The 17,648-nt window shown below is 72.7% G+C and carries 16 protein-coding genes and 1 pseudogene; 4 read left to right on the top strand and 13 right to left on the bottom strand.

Going from position 1 to position 17,648, the window contains the following annotated elements; genetic code table 11:
* Positions 1-104 precede the first annotated feature (104 nt).
* Entirely contained in the window at positions 105-419 is a 315-nt protein-coding gene (locus tag ACF0H8_RS01010) for a hypothetical protein (RefSeq protein WP_395287134.1), read from the bottom strand.
* Between ACF0H8_RS01010 and ACF0H8_RS01005 the strand changes: the two are divergent.
* Positions 342-1,166 (top strand): annotated as a pseudogene (locus ACF0H8_RS01005) (SOS response-associated peptidase). The gene ACF0H8_RS01010 and the pseudogene ACF0H8_RS01005 overlap by 78 nt on opposite strands.
* Positions 1,167-1,371: 205 nt before the next feature.
* Entirely contained in the window at positions 1,372-2,661 is a 1,290-nt protein-coding gene (locus tag ACF0H8_RS01000; protein ID WP_395287133.1) for a cation:proton antiporter, read from the top strand.
* A gap of 418 nt (positions 2,662-3,079) precedes the next feature.
* On the opposite strand, the gene ACF0H8_RS00995 is transcribed toward ACF0H8_RS01000, so the two are convergent.
* Positions 3,080-3,670 carry an amidohydrolase family protein gene (locus tag ACF0H8_RS00995; protein ID WP_395287132.1) on the bottom strand — a complete coding sequence of 197 codons (591 nt, stop codon included), beginning with the start codon at positions 3,668-3,670 and terminating at the stop codon, positions 3,080-3,082.
* Between the two features lie 148 nt (positions 3,671-3,818).
* Complete coding sequence (locus ACF0H8_RS00990; protein WP_395287131.1) at positions 3,819-5,483, bottom strand: alpha/beta hydrolase domain-containing protein; 1,665 nt, start codon at positions 5,481-5,483, stop codon at positions 3,819-3,821.
* A gap of 413 nt (positions 5,484-5,896) precedes the next feature.
* Here ACF0H8_RS00990 and ACF0H8_RS00985 point away from each other — a divergent pair, with 413 nt between their 5' ends.
* Positions 5,897-6,769, top strand: a complete 873-nt coding sequence (locus ACF0H8_RS00985; RefSeq protein ID WP_395287130.1) for an RICIN domain-containing protein — start codon at positions 5,897-5,899, stop codon at positions 6,767-6,769.
* A 47-nt stretch (positions 6,770-6,816) separates the two neighbouring features.
* Entirely contained in the window at positions 6,817-7,182 is a 366-nt protein-coding gene (locus ACF0H8_RS00980; RefSeq protein WP_395287129.1) for a TipAS antibiotic-recognition domain-containing protein, read from the top strand.
* 22 nt (positions 7,183-7,204) lie between these two features.
* Here ACF0H8_RS00980 and ACF0H8_RS00975 read toward each other — a convergent pair whose 3' ends face one another.
* The 10 genes from ACF0H8_RS00975 to ACF0H8_RS00930 all read right to left on the bottom strand — a co-directional run bounded on the left by ACF0H8_RS00975 (position 7,205) and on the right by ACF0H8_RS00930 (position 17,464).
* Positions 7,205-8,974, bottom strand: a complete 1,770-nt coding sequence (locus tag ACF0H8_RS00975; RefSeq protein ID WP_395287128.1) for a DUF429 domain-containing protein — start codon at positions 8,972-8,974, stop codon at positions 7,205-7,207.
* Between the two features lie 73 nt (positions 8,975-9,047).
* Positions 9,048-10,649: an AtzH-like domain-containing protein gene (locus ACF0H8_RS00970; protein WP_395287127.1), complete on the bottom strand. Its 1,602-nt coding sequence runs from the start codon at positions 10,647-10,649 to the stop codon at positions 9,048-9,050.
* Complete coding sequence (locus ACF0H8_RS00965) at positions 10,646-11,749, bottom strand: acetamidase/formamidase family protein (protein ID WP_395290786.1); 1,104 nt, start codon at positions 11,747-11,749, stop codon at positions 10,646-10,648. The genes ACF0H8_RS00970 and ACF0H8_RS00965 overlap by 4 nt, the downstream gene beginning before the upstream one ends.
* 5 nt (positions 11,750-11,754) lie before the next feature.
* A complete protein-coding gene (locus ACF0H8_RS00960) occupies positions 11,755-12,492 on the bottom strand; it encodes a DUF1275 family protein (protein WP_395287126.1) in 738 nt (245 codons plus the stop codon).
* A gap of 47 nt (positions 12,493-12,539) precedes the next feature.
* Entirely contained in the window at positions 12,540-13,337 is a 798-nt protein-coding gene (locus ACF0H8_RS00955; protein WP_395287125.1) for an ABC transporter ATP-binding protein, read from the bottom strand.
* Between the two features lie 13 nt (positions 13,338-13,350).
* A complete protein-coding gene (locus ACF0H8_RS00950) occupies positions 13,351-14,247 on the bottom strand; it encodes an ABC transporter permease (protein ID WP_395287124.1) in 897 nt (298 codons plus the stop codon).
* A 14-nt stretch (positions 14,248-14,261) separates the two neighbouring features.
* Positions 14,262-15,218, bottom strand: a complete 957-nt coding sequence (locus ACF0H8_RS00945) for an ABC transporter substrate-binding protein (RefSeq protein WP_395287123.1) — start codon at positions 15,216-15,218, stop codon at positions 14,262-14,264.
* Positions 15,219-15,265: 47 nt separating this feature from the next.
* The gene (locus tag ACF0H8_RS00940; protein WP_395287122.1) at positions 15,266-16,036 is read right to left on the bottom strand and encodes a GntR family transcriptional regulator; all 771 of its coding nucleotides are present in this window, start codon (positions 16,034-16,036) and stop codon (positions 15,266-15,268) included.
* 396 nt (positions 16,037-16,432) lie between these two features.
* Complete coding sequence (locus tag ACF0H8_RS00935; protein ID WP_395287121.1) at positions 16,433-17,008, bottom strand: hemerythrin domain-containing protein; 576 nt, start codon at positions 17,006-17,008, stop codon at positions 16,433-16,435.
* A 183-nt stretch (positions 17,009-17,191) separates the two neighbouring features.
* Positions 17,192-17,464: a hypothetical protein gene (locus ACF0H8_RS00930; protein ID WP_395287120.1), complete on the bottom strand. Its 273-nt coding sequence runs from the start codon at positions 17,462-17,464 to the stop codon at positions 17,192-17,194.
* Positions 17,465-17,648: the final 184 nt, after the last annotated feature.

The raw sequence follows: 17,648 nt of genomic DNA, 5'->3' as shown, positions 1-17,648 counted from the left end.
GTTCCTGGGAGCGTGCGCAGCAACGTTACGAGCGGGACCGCATGTCCTGGGACCGACGGCACCCGAAGGGTCGCTGACGGCCGGACGTGCGAGAGGGGTCAGGGTCAGCTGTTTTTCTTGTCTCGCCCGCGGGTCCGAAGGACCTCGAACAGAGCACCGGCTGCTGCTGCGGCGGCGAGCACCACCCACCCCACGGTGAACTCCACCGAGGCGGCCCCATTGGTCATCCCGCCAGCCGCGTTGATCAGCCCTGGCAGGGCCACGGAGCCGCCGGTGAACAATGCCATCAGGGCGAGGGCCAGTCCTAGAAGTGCGGCGGCCGCCGCGCCGCCGATCGCCCCATTGAGGGCTGCTCGCCACGTCGCGCGCATCGGGACCCTGCTCTCGCCGGTAATAAGTGCACCGTAACCGAGGAGCAAGGTGATCCACGGCCGCCCCGCCCTCACGCAACGGTCACGCTGAAAGACCCAGCGATCGGCAACAAGCTCATCAACGCCCGCTCGGAGACGATCACCGAGAAGCCGTCGTTCACGGCCGCGGCCGCCAAGCGCCGGTGCATCGTGCCGGCGGATGGGTACTCCGAGTGGCAGAAGCTCGAGGGCGGTAAGAAGCAGCCGCACTACCTGCACGCCGCGCACGGCGCCCCGTTGGCGTTCGCCGGCCTGTACGAGTGGTGGAAGGACCGCGAGCTGCCGGAGGACCACCCGGATCGGTGGCGGTGAACCAACACGGTTTTGACGACCACGGCCTCCGACGCCCTGGGCCACGTGCACGACCGGTCCCTGGGCATCGTCCCGGCGGACATGCTCGCCGACTGGCTCGACCCGAGCATCACCGACCTGGCCGAGGTGCGGGAGATGGTCGCCGCGATGCCGGAGCCGCACCTGGTGCCGCGCCCGGTCGGCGGTGGGCCCGCCGCTGAGCTGGCTGCGGATCATGGGTGCGCCACACGCCACCTTCAACGGCGAGTCACCACCCTGCTGGCGTGGGGATCTCATACGTGGCGGGCGTACTCTCGCACACGCCCAGGGGCTCTCCCCAGGCGGGGTGCTGCGGGATCAGAGACGATCGCTCGGCAGGTCTGCGATCGGGTCCATCTGCGCCGGACTTCCTGGTCGGTGCCGTCGTCATGGTGGCGGTCCGGGTCAGCCGGCCAGCGGTTCTGAGGTGCACCGGAGGCGTGCAGGCCTTATCTGTTGTGCCTTGCAGTTGCGGCGGTCGAAGACTGGCGTGCGGAAGGCCTCGGGCGTGAGTTCCCCGTGGCCGGGTCCACGAACGACTTCGGTGGGGCGTGAGCGGCCGAGGGGGCCGGGAATGTGGTGCGTTTGAGTGTCGGCCGGCAATGGCTGGCGGGGAGAGGGGCGGTCTGCGATGGATCCGACCGGGCTCGTGTATGCCGCGGCGGGGGTGGCGGCGCTGCTCGCCGCGGTCCTGCCGCGGATGCTGGCGGGTGCTCCCGCGTCGATGCCGATGGTCTTTGTCGGCGCTGGGGTGGCCGGGTTCGCAGTCATCGACTCCTTGCCTACTCCAGACCCGCTGGATCACCCGGGAGTGGCGGAGCACCTGACCGAGGCCTGTGTGATCGTCTCGCTGATGGGAGCCGGCCTGGCGCTGAACCGCCCAGTGGGCTGGCGCCGGTGGATGTCGACCTGGCGACTGCTGGGGATCACGATGCCGCTGACCATGCTCGCCATCGGGGTCCTGGGTTGGTCGTTGCTGGGCCTGGGGGTGGCAGCCGCGGTGCTGCTCGCCGCCGCCCTGGCGCCCACGGACCCGGTGCTGGCAACGGAGGTCCAGGTCGGTGAGCCGTCCGATGATCCGGAGAGGGAAGATGAGATCCGGTTCGCCCTGACCTCCGAGGCGGGCCTCAACGACGGCCTCGCCTTTCCTTTCATCTACGCGGCGATCGCTATCGCGGCCGCCGGCGTAGCACCGCTGGGCGCCTGGGGTGGCGAGTGGGTGCTCGTCGATGTCGTGTGGCGGCTGTCCGCCGGGGTGGGCATCGGTGCCGGGCTGGGTTGGCTGCTTGGCAAGCTCTTCTTCGCCGCCCCCTCCCGCCGGTACCGCCTGGCAGAGCACGGCGAGGGTTTCGTGGCGCTGGCGAGTACCTTCGCCGCGTACGGGCTTGCCGAACTGGTCGAGGGGTACGGGTTCGTGGCGGTCTTCGTTTGCGCGTGCGTCATCCGCAACGAGGAGCGCCAGCACGGGTACCACAGGGTTCTGCACCAGTACATCGAGCAACTTGAGCGCCTGCTTACGATCATCATCCTGGTCCTGCTTGGAGGGGCGATCGCGCGGGGGCTGCTGGCGGGCATGAGCTGGCAGCACGTGCTGGTCGCAGTCCTCATCCTCCTGGTGGTCCGTCCCCTCGCCGGCTGGGTCGCGCTGACCCGCGGAGGGACCGGACCATTCGACCGCGCGGCCATCTCCTACTTCGGCATCCGGGGGATCGGCTCCTTGTATTACCTCTCCTACGCTCTCGGACACGCGAACTTCCCAGAGGCGCGCAGTCTCTGGCAGGTGGTCGGCCTCGTGGTCGCCGGCTCGGTGGTCCTGCACGGCGTCACTGCGGGGCCGGTCATGGACTCGCTGGACCGCCGACGGCGGGCCGCCGCCAGAGCCAGCGGTCATACAGAAGGCCCAGCCACGACCACCCTCTGACTTGTTCGTGCTCGGGCGAGTCGATGAGTGTCTCCGAGCGCCGCGTCTGAGAACCAAGAGTTTGCGGCCTCGCTACTGCTCGGCTCACTCATCACGAGGCAGAGCGCTCCAGCGCGAAGCGGCGCTGTGGCCATGGGGCCTGGGATGCAGATCCACTCGTTTGCGGGCGCCGGATACACGACGGCGGTGCCGACGTTGGGCAGCACCCGCTGTCGCGGCCGAATTCGTCCGCCGCCTGCCTGCGCCGGGCCGGCGTGCTCGTCCGACCGCCCTTCGCCGACGGTCGGACCGACGTCGTCACCGTGCTGGTCCTCTGCATCGTGTGGGGAGTCGCGAACTCCGTGCCGTCAGGCGCTGGTGACGGTCGCGGAGGAACCGCGTGACTCCAGCGGCCGCAGGTACCCGTCGCAACGTCTGATCAGCCCTGGGCCGCGCGCATCTCCGTCAGCCGCAGCCCCAGCGGCATCGGCGCACCGTCGAAGACGACGCCGTCGCGGACCCCCCACCGGGGGCGCCACAGCGCCTCGAACCCGGCGCGCACGTCGCCGTCGACGACGACGTCCGCCGCCAGGCCCGGCTCGAGCACCCCCGTGGTCCCGCCGAGCCCGACCACCTCGGCCGCCACGGACGTCGCGGCGGGCAGGACGTCGAGCGGGTTTGCGCCGGTGGCCTCGGCGAGGAGCTCGAGCTCCTCGACCACCTCGCCGTTGGTGTCCGTGCCCGTGGCCACCGGCACCCCGGCCGCCCAGGCCATCCGCACGCTGTCCATGTGCCGGCCCACGATGTCGGTCATGATCGCCTCGTACATGTCCGTGCTTCCGGCGACCTTGTGCCGGTAGGCGATGGCGATGACCGAGGACAGGGTCGGCACGTACGCCGTGCCGCGGGCGACCATCTCGGGGATGACGCCCTCGTCCATGAAGGCGCCGTGCTCGATCGACGGCGTTGCGGATCGCCTCGGTGCTGTAGGCGTGGGTGGCGGTGCGCTTGCGGAACTTGTGCGCCTCACCGATGCCGGCGGCCAGCTGCTCCCGAGTAAGCTCGGGGATGCCCGGGTCCTCCTCCGGATAGGTGCCCAGGCCGCCCGAGCCCATGTGGGCCGCTGGGCACGGGCGCGGCCACCGACCCCGTGTGGATCGGTGGCCGCACGCCCACTCTTACTTCTTTGCCTGGCCCGGCGGCGTGCCGCCGTGCCCGGGCGGGGTGCCCCCGTGGCCCGGCGGGACGCCGTCGCGGGCGTCGGCGTCGGCGGCGGGGACGCCGATCCGGTCCATGAGCGTGTTGGCCACGCCGGCGAGGTAGTCGGCGCCGTACTCGGTGAGGTAGCCGGCCTCGATCTGGGCGGCGTCGACCTCCGCGACGAGCGCGAGGTAGTCCTCCCGCGTGCCGTAGGTCTGCGCGAACTCCTCCGCCGAGATGAGGTCGACCGTGCCGTACACCGCGCCGGGGGCGGCGCCGCCCAGGTACTGCCCGAGCGGGTGCTCGATGAGGCCGTAGCGCACGCCGCCGGTGACGTTGCCGGCCCCGTCCCGGGCCAGCGTGCCGCCGGCCTGGTCGAACCACTGCGAGGGCGCGGCCGGCTCGCCGGTCTTGGACCAGGCGACGAGGGCCTCGGCGGCGGCGATGATCGTCGGCTCGAGCGGGTAGGGGTTGAGCGACTCGCGGAACGCCGGGTCGTGGACCTGGGTGTTGGGCAGCCGTCCGGCCTTGTAGATCTCCTCGTCGGCCGGGATCACCGGGGAGAGCAGGTCCGTGTGCGGGGTGCCCGGCACCTGCCAGTGGCGGCGGTTGTCCGGCAGGTCCTTCTCGGCGAGCGTCGCGGCGCCGAAGAGGCCGGCGTCGCCCTCGGCGGTGACGGTGATGAACGGGACGTCCAGCTCCGGCTCCGAGCCGGGCAGGGTGACGAAGCCACCGTCCTCGCCCTGGCGGAGCGGTCGCTCGAGGACCGCCCCGACGGTGTTCAGGTACCCGTCGAACACGGGCCCGTCGTTGGCCTCGCTCACCGCCTCGTGGAAGTTGGTGGCGTAGGTGTTGAGGTAGATGCCGGACTGGGACTGGCCCATGAGCAGCACGGTCTTGGCCTTCTGCCCGCCGAGGACCGCCCGCCCGTCCTTGCTGTCCAGCAGCGTGCCGACCTGCGTGAGGATGTCCCACGCGAGACCCTCCTCCGCGCCGGGCACCAGCATGAAGGGGTCGAACGAGCGCGGGTTCGCCGGGTCGGCGAGGATCGGCTCGCGCTCGACATCCGCGACGTCCCACGTCAGGTCCGCGTAACGCTCGGCGTCGAAGTTCTTGAGCGCGTCCACCTGGATCGGCTTCGACGTCACCCCGATGACGGTGTGTCCCTCCTCCATCGCCCAGTCCCACATCCGGCGCCAGTGGTCCTCGCCCGGGAAGCCGTTGGAGGCGTTGAGGATGTCCACGAGCACGACGCCCGAGGAGTCGGAACGCTCGGCCGGGCGGCGCACGAGGATGTTGTTGACGTACGGGACGGCCTCGGTGACCACCTGCAGCCCGCCGCCGGCGTTGTCGTAGACGTTCGCGGTGCCGGAGAGGAAGTACTCCTCCTCGACGTAGCCGCGGTCGGCGACGTCGAAGGGCACCCGGGCGCGCTCCATCGTGGACCACATGTAGCTGTCCGCGGTCTCCGCGACGGGCCCCTCGACCTGCGGGACGGCGGTCAGCGAACCCGTGATCGGGTCCGCGGCCGGACCTGCCGGACCTGCCGGACCTGCCGGACCTGCCGGGCCCGCGGCGGCCGGCGTGGCGGCCAGCGTCAGACCCAGCGCGCCGACGCAGGCCGCAGCCAGCGCCGCTCGCATCGGACGACGTTGTGGAAGTTGTGTCATTGGTTCCCCCGAGAACGACGGTGTTCGGTGCACACGGACGCGTGCCCGCGGGTCGGGACCGTGGTGGCCGAGGACGCTCCCGCGCGCCCCGACGACCCCCGTCCCGCCCCGACGATCATGGTCCGCAACGGCACGCGCGCCCCATGGTTGCCACTTGTTGCCATACGGCGGCGCCCGCGGGCAGGCCGCGGTGGTCACGCGGCTGCGGAACGCGGCGTCGCCAAGGGAGAACGTCCTCGACGCCGTCGCCAGTAGTAATGCGCGGATAACGCCGGGTGAGGATCCTGGCCCGGTGTCGAGGAGGAGCACATGATGGCGCCGGACTCCAGACCCGCCGTGCGAGCCGGGAGACGGAGCGGTCACCGAGTCCGAGCAGGCGGTGCCGCATGACCGTCGGCTTCGGTGACCTGCTCTTCGGCGTGCCGCTGACGGGGGTGGCGACCCAGGGCCACATCAACCGGCACCGAGCCGCGCTCGGCCTTCTCCCCGTCTTCGTCGACGCAGACCTGTCGTCCGCCGCAGGGCGGCACACCTCGGACATGTCGGCCAATCCCTGGGTGTACAAGACCCCCGCACGCAACGCGCACATCAGCTCCGACAACCGCACCACCCCAGCTGAGCGCATCACCGCCGCCGCCCTCCAGGCAGGCTGGCGACCCGAGCGCACCGGCGAGATCCTCTACTGGGGAGGCGCGCTCCTCAACGGCGACGCGCCCTTCAACTGGTGGATGGGCAGCCCACCCCACCGGCAGATCATCGAGGACGGTGCGTACACGCACCTCGGCTTCTCGGCCAGCCACACCGACAGCGCCAACGAGTGGGTGTACTGCGTGACGTTCGCCCGGGCCCCGGCCCGGGGCTTGTTCGCCAGGCACAGCGACCGCGTGATCGACGTCAAGGACCTGTCGACGGCGAACGGTGCCGTGATCCACCAGTGGGAGTGGTGGGGCGGCGGCAACCAGCGGTGGCGGCTGGAGCCCACCGGCGGCGGCTACGCCCGCATCGTCTCGCAGCTCAGCGGGAAGGTGCTCGACGTGGCCAACCTGTCGACGGCGAACGGTGCCGTGATCCACCAGTGGGAGTGGTGGGGCGGCGACAACCAGCAGTTCCGTCCCGAGCCCTACGGCATCGGTGAGCTGAAGCTGACCGCCAGGCACAGCGGCAAGGTCATCGAGGTGGCGGGGATCGATGAGGGCAACGGCGCGCTCATCCAGCAGTGGGACTGGTGGGGCGGCGCCAACCAGCGGTGGAAGTACTGACCTCTCACTCTGTCGAGGCGGTGGCGATGCGTTGGGGAAGACGCCGGGTGAAGCGCCCGGAAGCACTGCTGGACCGACTCGCGCCGACGACCGAACGCCGGGCCGCGTGGCCCGAGCAGATCCGGGGCGAGGAACGCGAGATGGCGGACCGCATGGTTCGCCTGGCCGAGCTGATGGTCGCCGGCAAACCCCCGAGCGACCCAGCCGTTCTGGACGAGCTCGACTGGTACTACCGCGCGGCGAACCAGTACGGAGGTGTCGACGCCACCACGTTCACCGCGCTCGGCGAGGCGCTCCTGAGCGACGACCGGAGCCGAGAGGTCTTCGACGAGGTCGTCGCGGGGCTGGCCGCCTACCAGCGTGATGCCATGACCGCCTACGCCCAGGCCCGCCTGTCCGAGGGGGGTGCCTGACCGGAGTGTGTGGTATTCGCGCTCAGCCCTTGAGCTTCTCCAGCCGGGCGCGCAGCGCCTCTGCCCGCCTGGCGTTGCCGTGCATCCTCACGTACCGGTCGCCGAAGACCACGAGCAGTGCGTCGTCCAGGCGGCGGACGGCGCCGGGTGGGTACCGGTAGCCCATCCGCTCGCTGATCGACGCGCTGTCGACCGGCCGCAGCACCTCCCCGAGCTCCTGCAGCGACGTGACGCCCAGCTCCAGCAGCAGCCCGGACACCCACTCGTAGTGGTCCGTCCGCGACCAGCCGGCGTCGGGAAACCGCCCGGCCAGGAACGCGGCCAGGTCCTGGGCGCTGATCCGCGGGTCCGCCTCGTCGACTTGGGGCTCCTGGTCCGTCATGCTCTCCTGCAGCCGGTCCCGGATCGTCGAGAACTCCCGGTCGGCGAGCTCGATCAGCCCGGCGGCCAGCGTGAAGCGCCGGTCGAGGTCCGGGGCATCCGCCTCCGGCACGGTCCCCTTGTAACGGATGTCGTGCTCGAACTCCGCCCAGGCGTGCTGGAGCATCGTGCGGACCTGCACCGACGCGTTCCGGTCCTGCAGATCCATGTGATCGGGAGCGCCCGCCCGGGCCGCGTCGAGCGCGACGAGCACGTGCCGGCTGGAGTAGCCGAACCGGCCCTCCTGCGCCGTCTCCAGGCCCATGTCCCGGTCCTCGAGCACCGACAGCTGGTCGGCAAGCAGCTCCACCACGGCCTGGACGTCGCTGAGCACGTAGGTCACGATCCGCACGCCGATCTGGTCGGTGATCTGGCGGAGCGGGTCGGAGTAGACGGGCTCGCCGTCGAGGGTGCGGGCGGCCTTCCCGGCGAAGGACGCGACGCTCTTGGTGCGCCCCGTGACCGCGTGGTAGTTGATGCCCGCGTCGTCGAGGAGCCCGGTGATCAGCGCGACGTACTGCGCCGTGATCCGCTCGAGCTCCGGCCGCTGCGCCGCGTAGGCCCGCACCGCATCTCGGACCGGGTCCGCAGCGGCCCCCGCGCGGGACGGTGCGGCATTCTCGCGCGGGGTGGGCACGAGCCCGGCCGGCAGGGTCGGGGTGACGATGTACCCGGTCGCGAGGTCCCCGTACGTCGTCGTGCGCTCGGGGTGGGCCACCGCGTACCGCGCGACGTAGGCGCACAGGACCGCGTCGATCTGGTCCTCCGCCCGGCGCAGCTCGCTCTTGCGCTCGGCGGACGTCACGTCGGCCACCAGCTCGCGCCAGCCCGGGTGCTCAGTCACGACCATCGGCGTCTCGGCGTCGGCCAGGGATTCGATGTGGTGCACCAGCATCAGCATCGCCTCGCGCAGCTCGGCGACGCTCCGACCCGGCTTCTGCTTGTACTTCAGCGTCCGGCCGAGCCCGAACAGCGCCACCGTGGCCGGGTGGGGATAGACCTCGATGGCGCGCCGGGGCCGGCCCGAGGCGGGATTGATGTCCAGCCCGAGGGCCTTGGCCAGCCGGGCGCCGCGAGGGGTGCCGGCGAACTCCGGCTTGCCGGTGTTGGCCGGGTGGGTGCCGGCGTCGAACCGGGCGAAGTCCCGGTTCAACGCGGCCTCGCACGGGCGGTTGACGCTGGGGTTGGTGACCACCAGCGGCGCGTCGATCGCCACCAGGACCGGGTCCTCACGGTACGGCGCGAGCGCGGCACCGATCGTCTCGTCCGTGGTCTGCGCGGAGAGCTGGACGAGCCGCCCGTCGCCGTCCAGGACGGCCACGCCGCTTGGCTGACGCTCCCCCCAGGCGAGATCGATGCCGATGAAGTACATGGGCACACTCTGCCCTGCCGCGGTGACTTGCGACGACGACGGGCGGGGCACCGGCACGGCGCGCCCGGCGCGGCTACACCCCGGCGAGGCGCCGTCCGAGCTCGACCAGGGCGAGGTCGGTGCCACGCGGTCCGACCAGACACAACCCCACCGGCGCGCCGTCGACGTGCAGCAGCGGCACCGAGAGCGCCGGGGCCCCGAGCACGCCCGCCACGCAGGTCATGGACAGGGTCGCGGCCCGGGCGCGCTGGACCTCAGCAGGGGAGGCGTCGGCAGCCGGGGCCACGGAGGCGGCCGACGGCAGCAGCAGCACCCGGCCGGCCAGCTCCGCCGCGATCCGGGCCGCGCGCTCGCGGAGGACCTCGCGCGCGTGCGCCTCCTGCCCGGGTGTCACCGCGGCGGCGTCGGCGAACCGCTCGGCGACGTCCCCGACGACGGCGCCGGGGTGGGCGGTGAGCCATGCGCCGTGGGACCGCCACGCCTCCGCCGCCTGCACGATCCGGAACGCCTCGTACAGCTCCTCCATGTCACCGACGTCGACGTGCCGGACTCCTGCGAGCGCACCGGCGGTGGCGAGCGCGTCGACCGCGGCCCCGAATGCGGTCCGGACCCCCGGCTCGGCACGGTCGACCAGCTGCGGGGCGACGAGGACCTCGGCCGGTGCGTCCGCCGGGCGGAGCGGGCGCTGCCCGGCGGCGTCGAGCCCCACGCCCGCGACGGTCGCGAGCGTGGCGCCGTCCCGGGCGATCCAGCCCACCGTGTCGAACGTCGGGGCGAGCGGCAGCACGCCGTCGACCGTGACGAGCCCGTGGGTGGGTCGCAGCCCCCACAGCCCCTGGTACGAGGCCGGCATCCGGATCGACCCGGCGGTGTCGGTGGCCAGGCCGACGTCCGCCTGCCCGAGCGCGACCGCGCTTGCCGGGCCGCTGGAGGAACCGCCCGGCAGCGCCCCCGGCACCGCGACGTTGGGTGGCGTGCCGTAGTGCGCGTTGCGCCCGGCCACCGAGTACGCGAGCTGGTCGGTCCGGGCGATGCCGCGGACCGACGCGCCGGCGTCGAGCAGGGCCGCCAGGGCGGGGGCGTGACGGGACTGCACGGGCCCGCTCGCGAGGAAGTCGGGCACCCCGCCGCCGACGGCGTGCCCTGCCACCGCGAAGACGTCCTTGACCGCCACGGTCAGCCCGGACAGCGCCCCCGCCCCGGTGGCCCCGACGAGAGGATCGCCGACCACGCGCCAGACGGCGGGGTCGATGGCCGGCGCCGGGGCGGAGACGTGCGCCGCCTCCACCGCCCAGGCGCGCTCGCCGGTGCGGCGCCAGAGCTGGGTCTGCTGGCCCCGCCCGCCCCGCGACGGCGCCGTCTCCGCCACGACGAGGGCGTGGTCGGGGCCGGCCAGGCGCACGTGCACCGCGAGGACCCGGCGCGTCGGGGCGCCCCCGCGGCCGCCCCGGAACCGGCCGATCCGCTCGTGGCCGACCAGCAGGCCCGCGCCGTCACCGCGCATGGTCCACGGCCCGGGGCGGAAGAGCCGGTCGAGCTCGGCGAGATCGTCGGCCATGAGCGCCCGCTCGTAGCGCCAGAAGTGCTCCAGCAGCCCGGCGGGGACGGCCTCGCCGTCGGGCACGTGGACGGGCACCTCCGCCGCCGCGACGACGGCCAGCGCGGTCCCGCTCATGCCGCACCGCCGAAGTCGCTGAGCCGGATGCGGGCGTGGACGCCCTTGACCAGGTCGACCACCTGGGAGATGTTGAAGTCGGTCGCGGCCGAGAGGTAGGCGTACGCCAGGGTGCGGTCCATCCCGTAGCGGGCGCCGAGCAGGGCGAGCGCGGCGCGCACACACCGGCGCACGGCCTCGTCGAGGTCCTCGTCCATGCCGGTCGGCACGAGGTAGTCGGTCGTCTCCGCGACCGGGCCGAGGAGCTCGCCGAAGCGCCGCAGCGCCGCCTCGCGGGAGACCACGTCGAGCCGCACCGTGGCGCGCAGGGAGGCCTCCATCGCGGTCAGCGCGACCTCGCCGTCGCCCTGGGCGAAGTGCGGGTCGCCCACGTAGGCCAGCGCGCCGGGGACCTGGACGGGCAGGTAGAGGGTGGCGCCGGCGGTCAGGAGGTTGATGTCGATGTTGCCGCCGTGCCTCCCCGGCGGCACGGAGTGCGGGCGCGTCCCGTCCGCGACGGCGACGCCCATGATCCCCAGGAACGGCCGCAGCGGGAAGCGCGCCTGGCGCTCGCCGCCGGGGGCCAGGGGCAGCACGCCGACGGCCACGCCGTCGGGCGCGGTCTCGGCGCGGGCGAGGACGGAGACGTTCGCCGCGCCCAGCGGCATCTCGCCGGGCAGCGCGCCCCGGCCGTGCCGGTTGGACACGACGCCGTACGGCACGCGGGGGAGGGGCTCCACGACGCTGATCGCGAGCAGGTCTCCCGGCTCGGCGCCGCGCACCTCGATGGGGCCCGTGACCACGTGCGGTCCGTCGACGTGCGGGTCGCGGGCGACGTCGGCGGCGGCGAGGGCCACGGCGTCGTCGAGCAGAAGCTCCGGGTCCACGCCCTGGGCGGTGAAGAAGGCCCGGGGGTCGCGGCCCTGGTCCTCCAGGATGCCCTCGTGGCTCAGGGTGTCGATCGTGACCTCGGCGCCGGGCTCGACAGTGAGCACGGGGCTGTCGGCGGCGCACGGGAGCCGGCCCCACAGGGTGGTGCCCGGGTCGGCGGGCAGGTAGTGGCGGGCGCGGATCGGCCCGGCGCCCGTTTGGAGGGGTGTGGTTGGGACCGTGGTCGTCAGGGTGGTCACAGTCGGCTCCCTTGGTCGGTGGTGAGGGGGTGGGCGGGGCCCGCGGCGGCGGCGTGCTCGGGACCGGGACGCTGCGCCCCCCGGTGACCGACGAGGGCCACGGTGAGCGTGATGAGAAACGGGAGCAGCATGCCCAGGGCGATGTGGGCGAGGAGAAGCAGGGCCCCGGCGGCCGCGCCGGCCCCGATGAGGACGACGGCACCCGCCCGGCGCCGCCACCGCTGCCCGGTGCGGGCCCCCAGCCACGAGTCGGCGGCGAGGCCGGTGAGGGTCGAGGTGACGACGACGGTGGTGACGTCCTTGACCGCCAGGTGCCGGGCGGCCGCCGCCTGCACGCCCATCGCCACCCCGAGCGTGGTCGTGACCACGGCCTGGACGGGTGCCGTGTGCTCGTCGGCCGCGACGGTGGCAACGGCCGCCGCGAGGATGAGGAGCGCCGTCGAGGTCAGCAGCCACGTGGTGCGCGGTGTCCAGCCGGCCGCCACGCCCCGCAAGGCGCGGCCGCCCGCCGCTGCGCCAGCCATGAACCCGGCCAGCGCCACGACCGGGCCGACGACCGGCAGGTCCGCCGCCCCGGTCAGCGCCATCCCGAGGATGACGACGTTGCCGGTCATATTGCCGGTGAAGACCCGGTCCAGGCCAAGGTAGCCGACGGCGTCGATGACGCCCGTGGAGAACGTCAGCGCCAGCAGGAGGCCGAGCGTCGTCGTGGCGCCTTCCGTCGTCCGGCCCATGGTCGCCTCTCGCGGTGCGACCGCGTCGCCCGCCCGGGACGCCACCCTCACGCCGCCCGGTCCAGCCCGCGGTGCACGAGGCCCGAGATCTCGCGCTCGAGGGCGTTGAACTCCGGTGCGGTCGTGTCCCGCTCCTGACCGAGCGGGACGTCGACCACCGCGCGCACTTGGCCGGGCACGCCGTGCGAGACGCCGCCGGCCATGACGACGACGCGGTCGGCGAGGTAGACCGCCTCCTCGATGCTGTGGGTGACGAAGAGGATGGTGGTGCCCACGCTGCGGCGGATCTGGGCCAGCTCGTTCTGCAGCTGCTCGCGGGTGAGGGCGTCCAGCGCGCCGAACGGCTCGTCCATGAGCAGGACGGCGGGCCGGTTGGCCAGGACGCGGGCGATGGCCACGCGCTGCTGCATGCCGCCGGAGAGCTCCTGCGGGAAGGAGGTCGCGAACCGCGTGAGGCCCACCAGGCCGATGAACTCGTCGGCCCGGGCCGCGACCTCGACCCTCGGCAGGCGGCGCTGCTTGAGGCCGTAGGCGACGTTCTCCCGCACCGTCAGCCACGGGAAGAGCCCGTAGTCCTGGAACACGACGCCGCGCTCCGGGCTCGGCGCCGCGACGGGGCGGGCGTCGACGTGGATCGAGCCCTCGGTGGCGGTCTCGAAGCCGGCGAGGAGGCGCAGGACGGTGCTCTTGCCGCAGCCGCTGGCGCCGACCAGGGCCACCAGCTCACCGGGGGCGATCTCGAGGTCGACGCCGCGCATCGCGAACATGCCCGTGCCGTAGCGCTTGCCAAGGCCGCGGATCGAGATGGCCCCCGGCCGGGAGGTCGTCTGGGGATCGAGGTTCATGGTCTTCACTCCTTCAGGACTGCTCGCGCAGGAGGGGACGGCGGCCCGACGCGAGCTTGATCAGGCGCACGAGGACGCGGTCCGTCGCGAAGCCGAGAAGGCCGATGACGACCATGCCGGCGATGATGAGGTCGGTCTTGGCGACCACCTTGGCCTCGGTGATCATGGCGCCGAGCCCGACGGTGATGCCGGTCATCTCCCCGACGACGAGCAGGGCCCAGGCCAGGCCCAGCGCCACCCGCAGGCCGCTGACGATGCCCGGCATGGCGGCCGGCAGCACCACCTTGTACAGGCGCTGCCAGGTCGGGGTGCCCAGCATCGACGCCGCCTCGAGCAGCCGGTCGGGCACCTGGAGCACGGCGGCGACGGTGTTGACGAGGATCGGGAAGAACGCCGCCAGGAAGACCAGGAAGATCGCCGAGCGGTCCCCGATCCCGATGATGATCAGCGCCAGCGGCGCCCACGCGGTGACCGGGATCGGCCGGACCAGGTTGACGACCGGTTCGAGGAGATGCGTGAGCAGGCGCGACCGTCCCATGAGGATGCCGAGCGGGATGGCGAGGACGGCCGCGATGGCGAAGCCGGAGACCGCCCGCACGAGGCTGGCCCAGGCATGGCGCCACAGCTCGCCGCTGTAGGGGTCGTCGATCAGGCCCCCGGTCGCGAGGTCGACCAGCCGGACGGCGACCGCCTCGGGCGTGGGGACCTGGTCCATGCGGATGTCGAGCGGCAGCGTCCAGCCCTGCCGGACGCCCACGCTCCACAGCAGCAGGAACGCGACCGGGACGGGCAGCGCGAGCAGGGTCTTGCGCAGCCCGGGCGCGCGGCGCTTTCCCCGTTCCGGGGGAGCGGCGGGTGCGGCGGAGCTCACGGCTCCCGCAGTGACGGTGCCGCCGCGTGTGGTGGTCATGGTCATCGTGCCCCCTACTCGGCGACGAACTCGGTGGTGATGACGTCCTCGGCGGCCGGGGCCTCGCCGATGGTGCCGAGCGCGACCATCTGGTCGGCGAGCTCACCGACCTGGGTGAGGTACTCGCCGTCGAGGTCGGAGCGCAGCCAGATGTTCTGGATCGCCTGGTCGAGGACCGCCTCGTCGAAGCTGAACTGCTCCTGCACCCCGGAGACCCAGGCGTCGGGGTTCTGGAGAAGGTGCTCGACCGCCGCGGCATGGGTGTCGACGATCTGCTGGACGAGCGCGGGGTCCTCCTCGGCCAGACTCGCGCTCGTGGCGAGGCCGATGTTCACGCGCCCGATCGGGGTGTCGTAGATGGAGGCCACCTCCGTGGCGCCGTCCAGCAGCGAGATGGAGGTGTTGACCTCGGCGCCGGCGTACGCGTCGATGTCCCCTCGGGCCAGGGCGTCGGCCATGTCGGCGTAGCCGAGGCTGACGAGCTCGACGTCAGCGTCGGGGTCCACGCCCGCCGCCTCCAGGGTCAGCCGAAGCGCGATTTCCTGGGAGGAGCCGGGCACGTAGCCGACCCGCTTGCCGGCGAGGTCCGCGGCCGAGGCGATGGATGGGTCGCCGATCAGGCCGCTGCCGCCGTCGGCGCCCGAGGCGACGAGTGTGATGTCCTCGCCCTGGGCGACCCCGGAGATGACCGTGGGCACCCCCATGAGGGCGAAGTCGACGTCACCGGTGAGGACGGCGTTCATCTCGTCGGTCGAGTTCGCCATGGGGACGACCTCGATGGTCACGCCCTCCGGCGCGAACTGCTCGTAGACGTACGGGGCGAACAGGTGCGGCTGGCGCTGGGTCGCGATGGTGACGACCTGGTCGTCGCTGTCCGTGCCGGCCTTGGCTGACGGCTCGCCGGTGCACGCCGAGAGAGTGAGCGCGCTCCCGAGCAGGAGGGCGGGGACGACGCGGGCGGGGTGCTTCATGAGTGTTCCTCTCGATAAATATCGGATGGTGGTGGTCAGGGGGGCCCCTAGGGCACGGCTGTGCGGTACCCATCGGTCATGCGCAGGGCCGCGATGGCCTCGGACGCCCGGGCGACGGCGGCGGTCCGGGAACTCTCGACATGGCGCCGCAGGGCGTCCTCGGCGCCGTCGAGGTCACGGGCGAGGACGAGGTCGAGGATCTCGAGGTGTCCACGGACGGCATCGGCGACCCGGGCCTCGCTGAGGTAGCCGTACACCCGGATCGCCCGGATCTTGTCGCTGACCGACTGCAGCGCGTCGACCAGGACGGGCTCGCCCGCCGCGGCGAGCAGCGCGAGGTGGAACTGCTCGTCGTCCGCGGCGAGCCGCGGCGCCGGGGCCGGCGCCGCCGCCTCGAGCGCGCGCCACCGGGCGCGCTGCTCGAGCAGGAGGCCGGTGTCGTGGAGCTCCACGAGACCCTCGACAACCCGGCGCAGCCCCCGCAGCTCGAGCGTCAGGCGCAGCTCGTACAGGCCCAGGACGGTCGGGAGGTCCGGGACGACGAGGGCCAGCCCGTCGGTGTGCCGCTCGAGCAGGCCCTCGGCCACGAGCCGGGTGAGCGCCTCGCGGACCGGGGTGCGCGAGACACCGAACCGGGCGCACAGGCCGGACTCGGTCAGCCGGTCCCAGGGTGAGAGGCGCCCGGCGCGGATGTCGGACCGCAGCCGGGTGTAGACAAGTGAGCCGGTCCTTGCCGCACCGCCGTGCGGCGTGTGCCGGGGCGTGTCCGTCGCCGTGTCCCGGGGCGTGTCCGTCGCCGTGTCCAGGGCTGTATCCATGGCCGTGACCGTAGAGAGCCCATATTTCGGTCGGATCTCCCTTTGTTACCTTTTCAGGTCACGAATCTTGCTCGCGTGTTTCGCCCGGTACGGGCGCACGCGGTCGGCCGTGCTCGCGTGGCTGGAGGCTGCGCCGAGCCCCGGTGAGCGCGGCCCCCGGGCGGCTCAAGGCGGGTTCCCGGCTCCCCGGTGCCGCCGTGCCTGCAGATCGCCACGATGCCGGCGGGTGTCCGAAACTTGTCCCGCGGTTGGCGCGAAGGGGAACGGCGGGCCCGGGGCCGGGCACCGGCTTGCGGTAGGTGGCGGGGCCGCGACGCGAGGGTGTGCCGGAGTCGGCACACCCCCGCGGATCGTGGGGTCAGCGGCGCCGCCGAGAACGGCGTGCGAGTGATTCCCTCAGCCGGTCTTCCGTCCGGTGAGCTTGTCGCGGAGCCGGTCGACCAGGCCGACACCCGGCCCGAGGGTCTTGTGGAACAGCTCGGAGTGGGGCGCGGTGGGGTGCGGGCGGGTCGGCGCCAGCTTCTTGGCGTTCTCCACGCTCTCGCCCAGCTCGACGAGCGTCTTGGCGGGGATGTTCGCCCGGAGCTTCGGGAACTGGTCGGCCTCCTCGTCGCCGGCGTGGTGGCGCAGCTGCGACTCCAGCTCCCGGACCAGCTCCATGAACTGCGGATCCGAGGCGTCGACGTCCTCCATCCGCTTCATCACCTGCACGATCTCGTCGTGCTCCTTCTTGTCGTGCTCGACCTCCTCCTTGCCGTTGGGCACGTGCTCCTCGATCGCGGGGTAGACGAACATCTCCTCGGCGACGGCATGGCGCATCACCTCGGCGATCACGGTGTCGGCCAGGTCCCGCTTCTGGCTCGGGTCCGCAGTGCTCTCGATCTGGGCGATCAGCGCCAGCATCTCCTGGTGGTCGCTGGTGAGGATGTCGACGACATCCGTGCCCTGTCCACCGGTCGGCATCTCGGTCATGGGACGTCCCTCCTGTGCGTCGTTGCTCTGCGAGGTCCTCCGAGCGTAGGCACGGATCGAAGGCCCAGCACCCGCAGCGAGAGGCCTCATGAAGCGGGTCGCCGTCGGCCCGACGTGCCCGCTGCAGCCACGGCCGCGGTCAGCACGATCGCGCGCGGCATCGTCCCCCGCGGGTCCGTACGGTCAGCTCTGCGCCAGCAGCCCGCGCCCCGGCTCGGCGTAGATCCGCCATGCGCGCACGTCCTTGCCCGCGCCCGCGTCCTTCTCGATCAGCCGCACGGAGCCGTCGTCCCGAAGCACCGCCTCGCCGGAGACGACGTGGCGGCCCGTGGCGCCCTCGACGGTGATGGTCCTCCGCCCGGTCAGCTCTTCCACAGCGCCCGGGCTGCCCCCGTCCACCTCGATCACGAGGTAGGGCACTCCCGAGACGACCGGGTTCGCGGCCGAGTACGTCATGGCGGACCTCCTGGGGCCGAGGTTGCTTGGCGACCTCTCGAGGATGGCAGGCGGCCGCCGTCGCCGGGGCGGAACGGGAGGAGCGCTCGCGGCTCGCCGTCGCGGATGGCCTACGTCCCGCGCGTGAACGCGGCGAGCACGACGGCAGGCGGGCGTGTGCCGGCCTGTCAGGTCGACGGAAGGC

This window comes from Georgenia sp. AZ-5, assembly GCF_043952095.1.
In the GTDB taxonomy this organism is placed as follows: Bacteria; Actinomycetota; Actinomycetes; order Actinomycetales; family Actinomycetaceae; genus Georgenia.
This window is presented reverse-complemented; position numbering and strand designations above follow the sequence as displayed.

What these genes read in the sequence shown, in the direction of transcription:
- ACF0H8_RS00950 (WP_395287124.1), bottom strand. Translation starts at nt 14,247, where the DNA reads ATGACCACCACACGCGGCGGCACCGTCACTGCGGGAGCCGTGAGCTCC.
- ACF0H8_RS00975 (WP_395287128.1), bottom strand. Translation starts at nt 8,974, where the DNA reads ATGTACTTCATCGGCATCGATCTCGCCTGGGGGGAGCGTCAGCCAAGC.
- ACF0H8_RS00990 (WP_395287131.1), bottom strand. Translation starts at nt 5,483, where the DNA reads ATGCGAGCGGCGCTGGCTGCGGCCTGCGTCGGCGCGCTGGGTCTGACG.
- ACF0H8_RS00945 (WP_395287123.1), bottom strand. Translation starts at nt 15,218, where the DNA reads ATGAAGCACCCCGCCCGCGTCGTCCCCGCCCTCCTGCTCGGGAGCGCG.
- ACF0H8_RS00960 (WP_395287126.1), bottom strand. Translation starts at nt 12,492, where the DNA reads ATGGGCCGGACGACGGAAGGCGCCACGACGACGCTCGGCCTCCTGCTG.
- ACF0H8_RS00970 (WP_395287127.1), bottom strand. Translation starts at nt 10,649, where the DNA reads ATGAGCGGGACCGCGCTGGCCGTCGTCGCGGCGGCGGAGGTGCCCGTC.
- ACF0H8_RS00930 (WP_395287120.1), bottom strand. Translation starts at nt 17,464, where the DNA reads ATGACGTACTCGGCCGCGAACCCGGTCGTCTCGGGAGTGCCCTACCTC.
- ACF0H8_RS01000 (WP_395287133.1), top strand. Translation starts at nt 1,372, where the DNA reads ATGGATCCGACCGGGCTCGTGTATGCCGCGGCGGGGGTGGCGGCGCTG.
- ACF0H8_RS00955 (WP_395287125.1), bottom strand. Translation starts at nt 13,337, where the DNA reads ATGAACCTCGATCCCCAGACGACCTCCCGGCCGGGGGCCATCTCGATC.
- ACF0H8_RS00985 (WP_395287130.1), top strand. Translation starts at nt 5,897, where the DNA reads ATGACCGTCGGCTTCGGTGACCTGCTCTTCGGCGTGCCGCTGACGGGG.
- ACF0H8_RS00935 (WP_395287121.1), bottom strand. Translation starts at nt 17,008, where the DNA reads ATGACCGAGATGCCGACCGGTGGACAGGGCACGGATGTCGTCGACATC.
- ACF0H8_RS00940 (WP_395287122.1), bottom strand. Translation starts at nt 16,036, where the DNA reads ATGGATACAGCCCTGGACACGGCGACGGACACGCCCCGGGACACGGCG.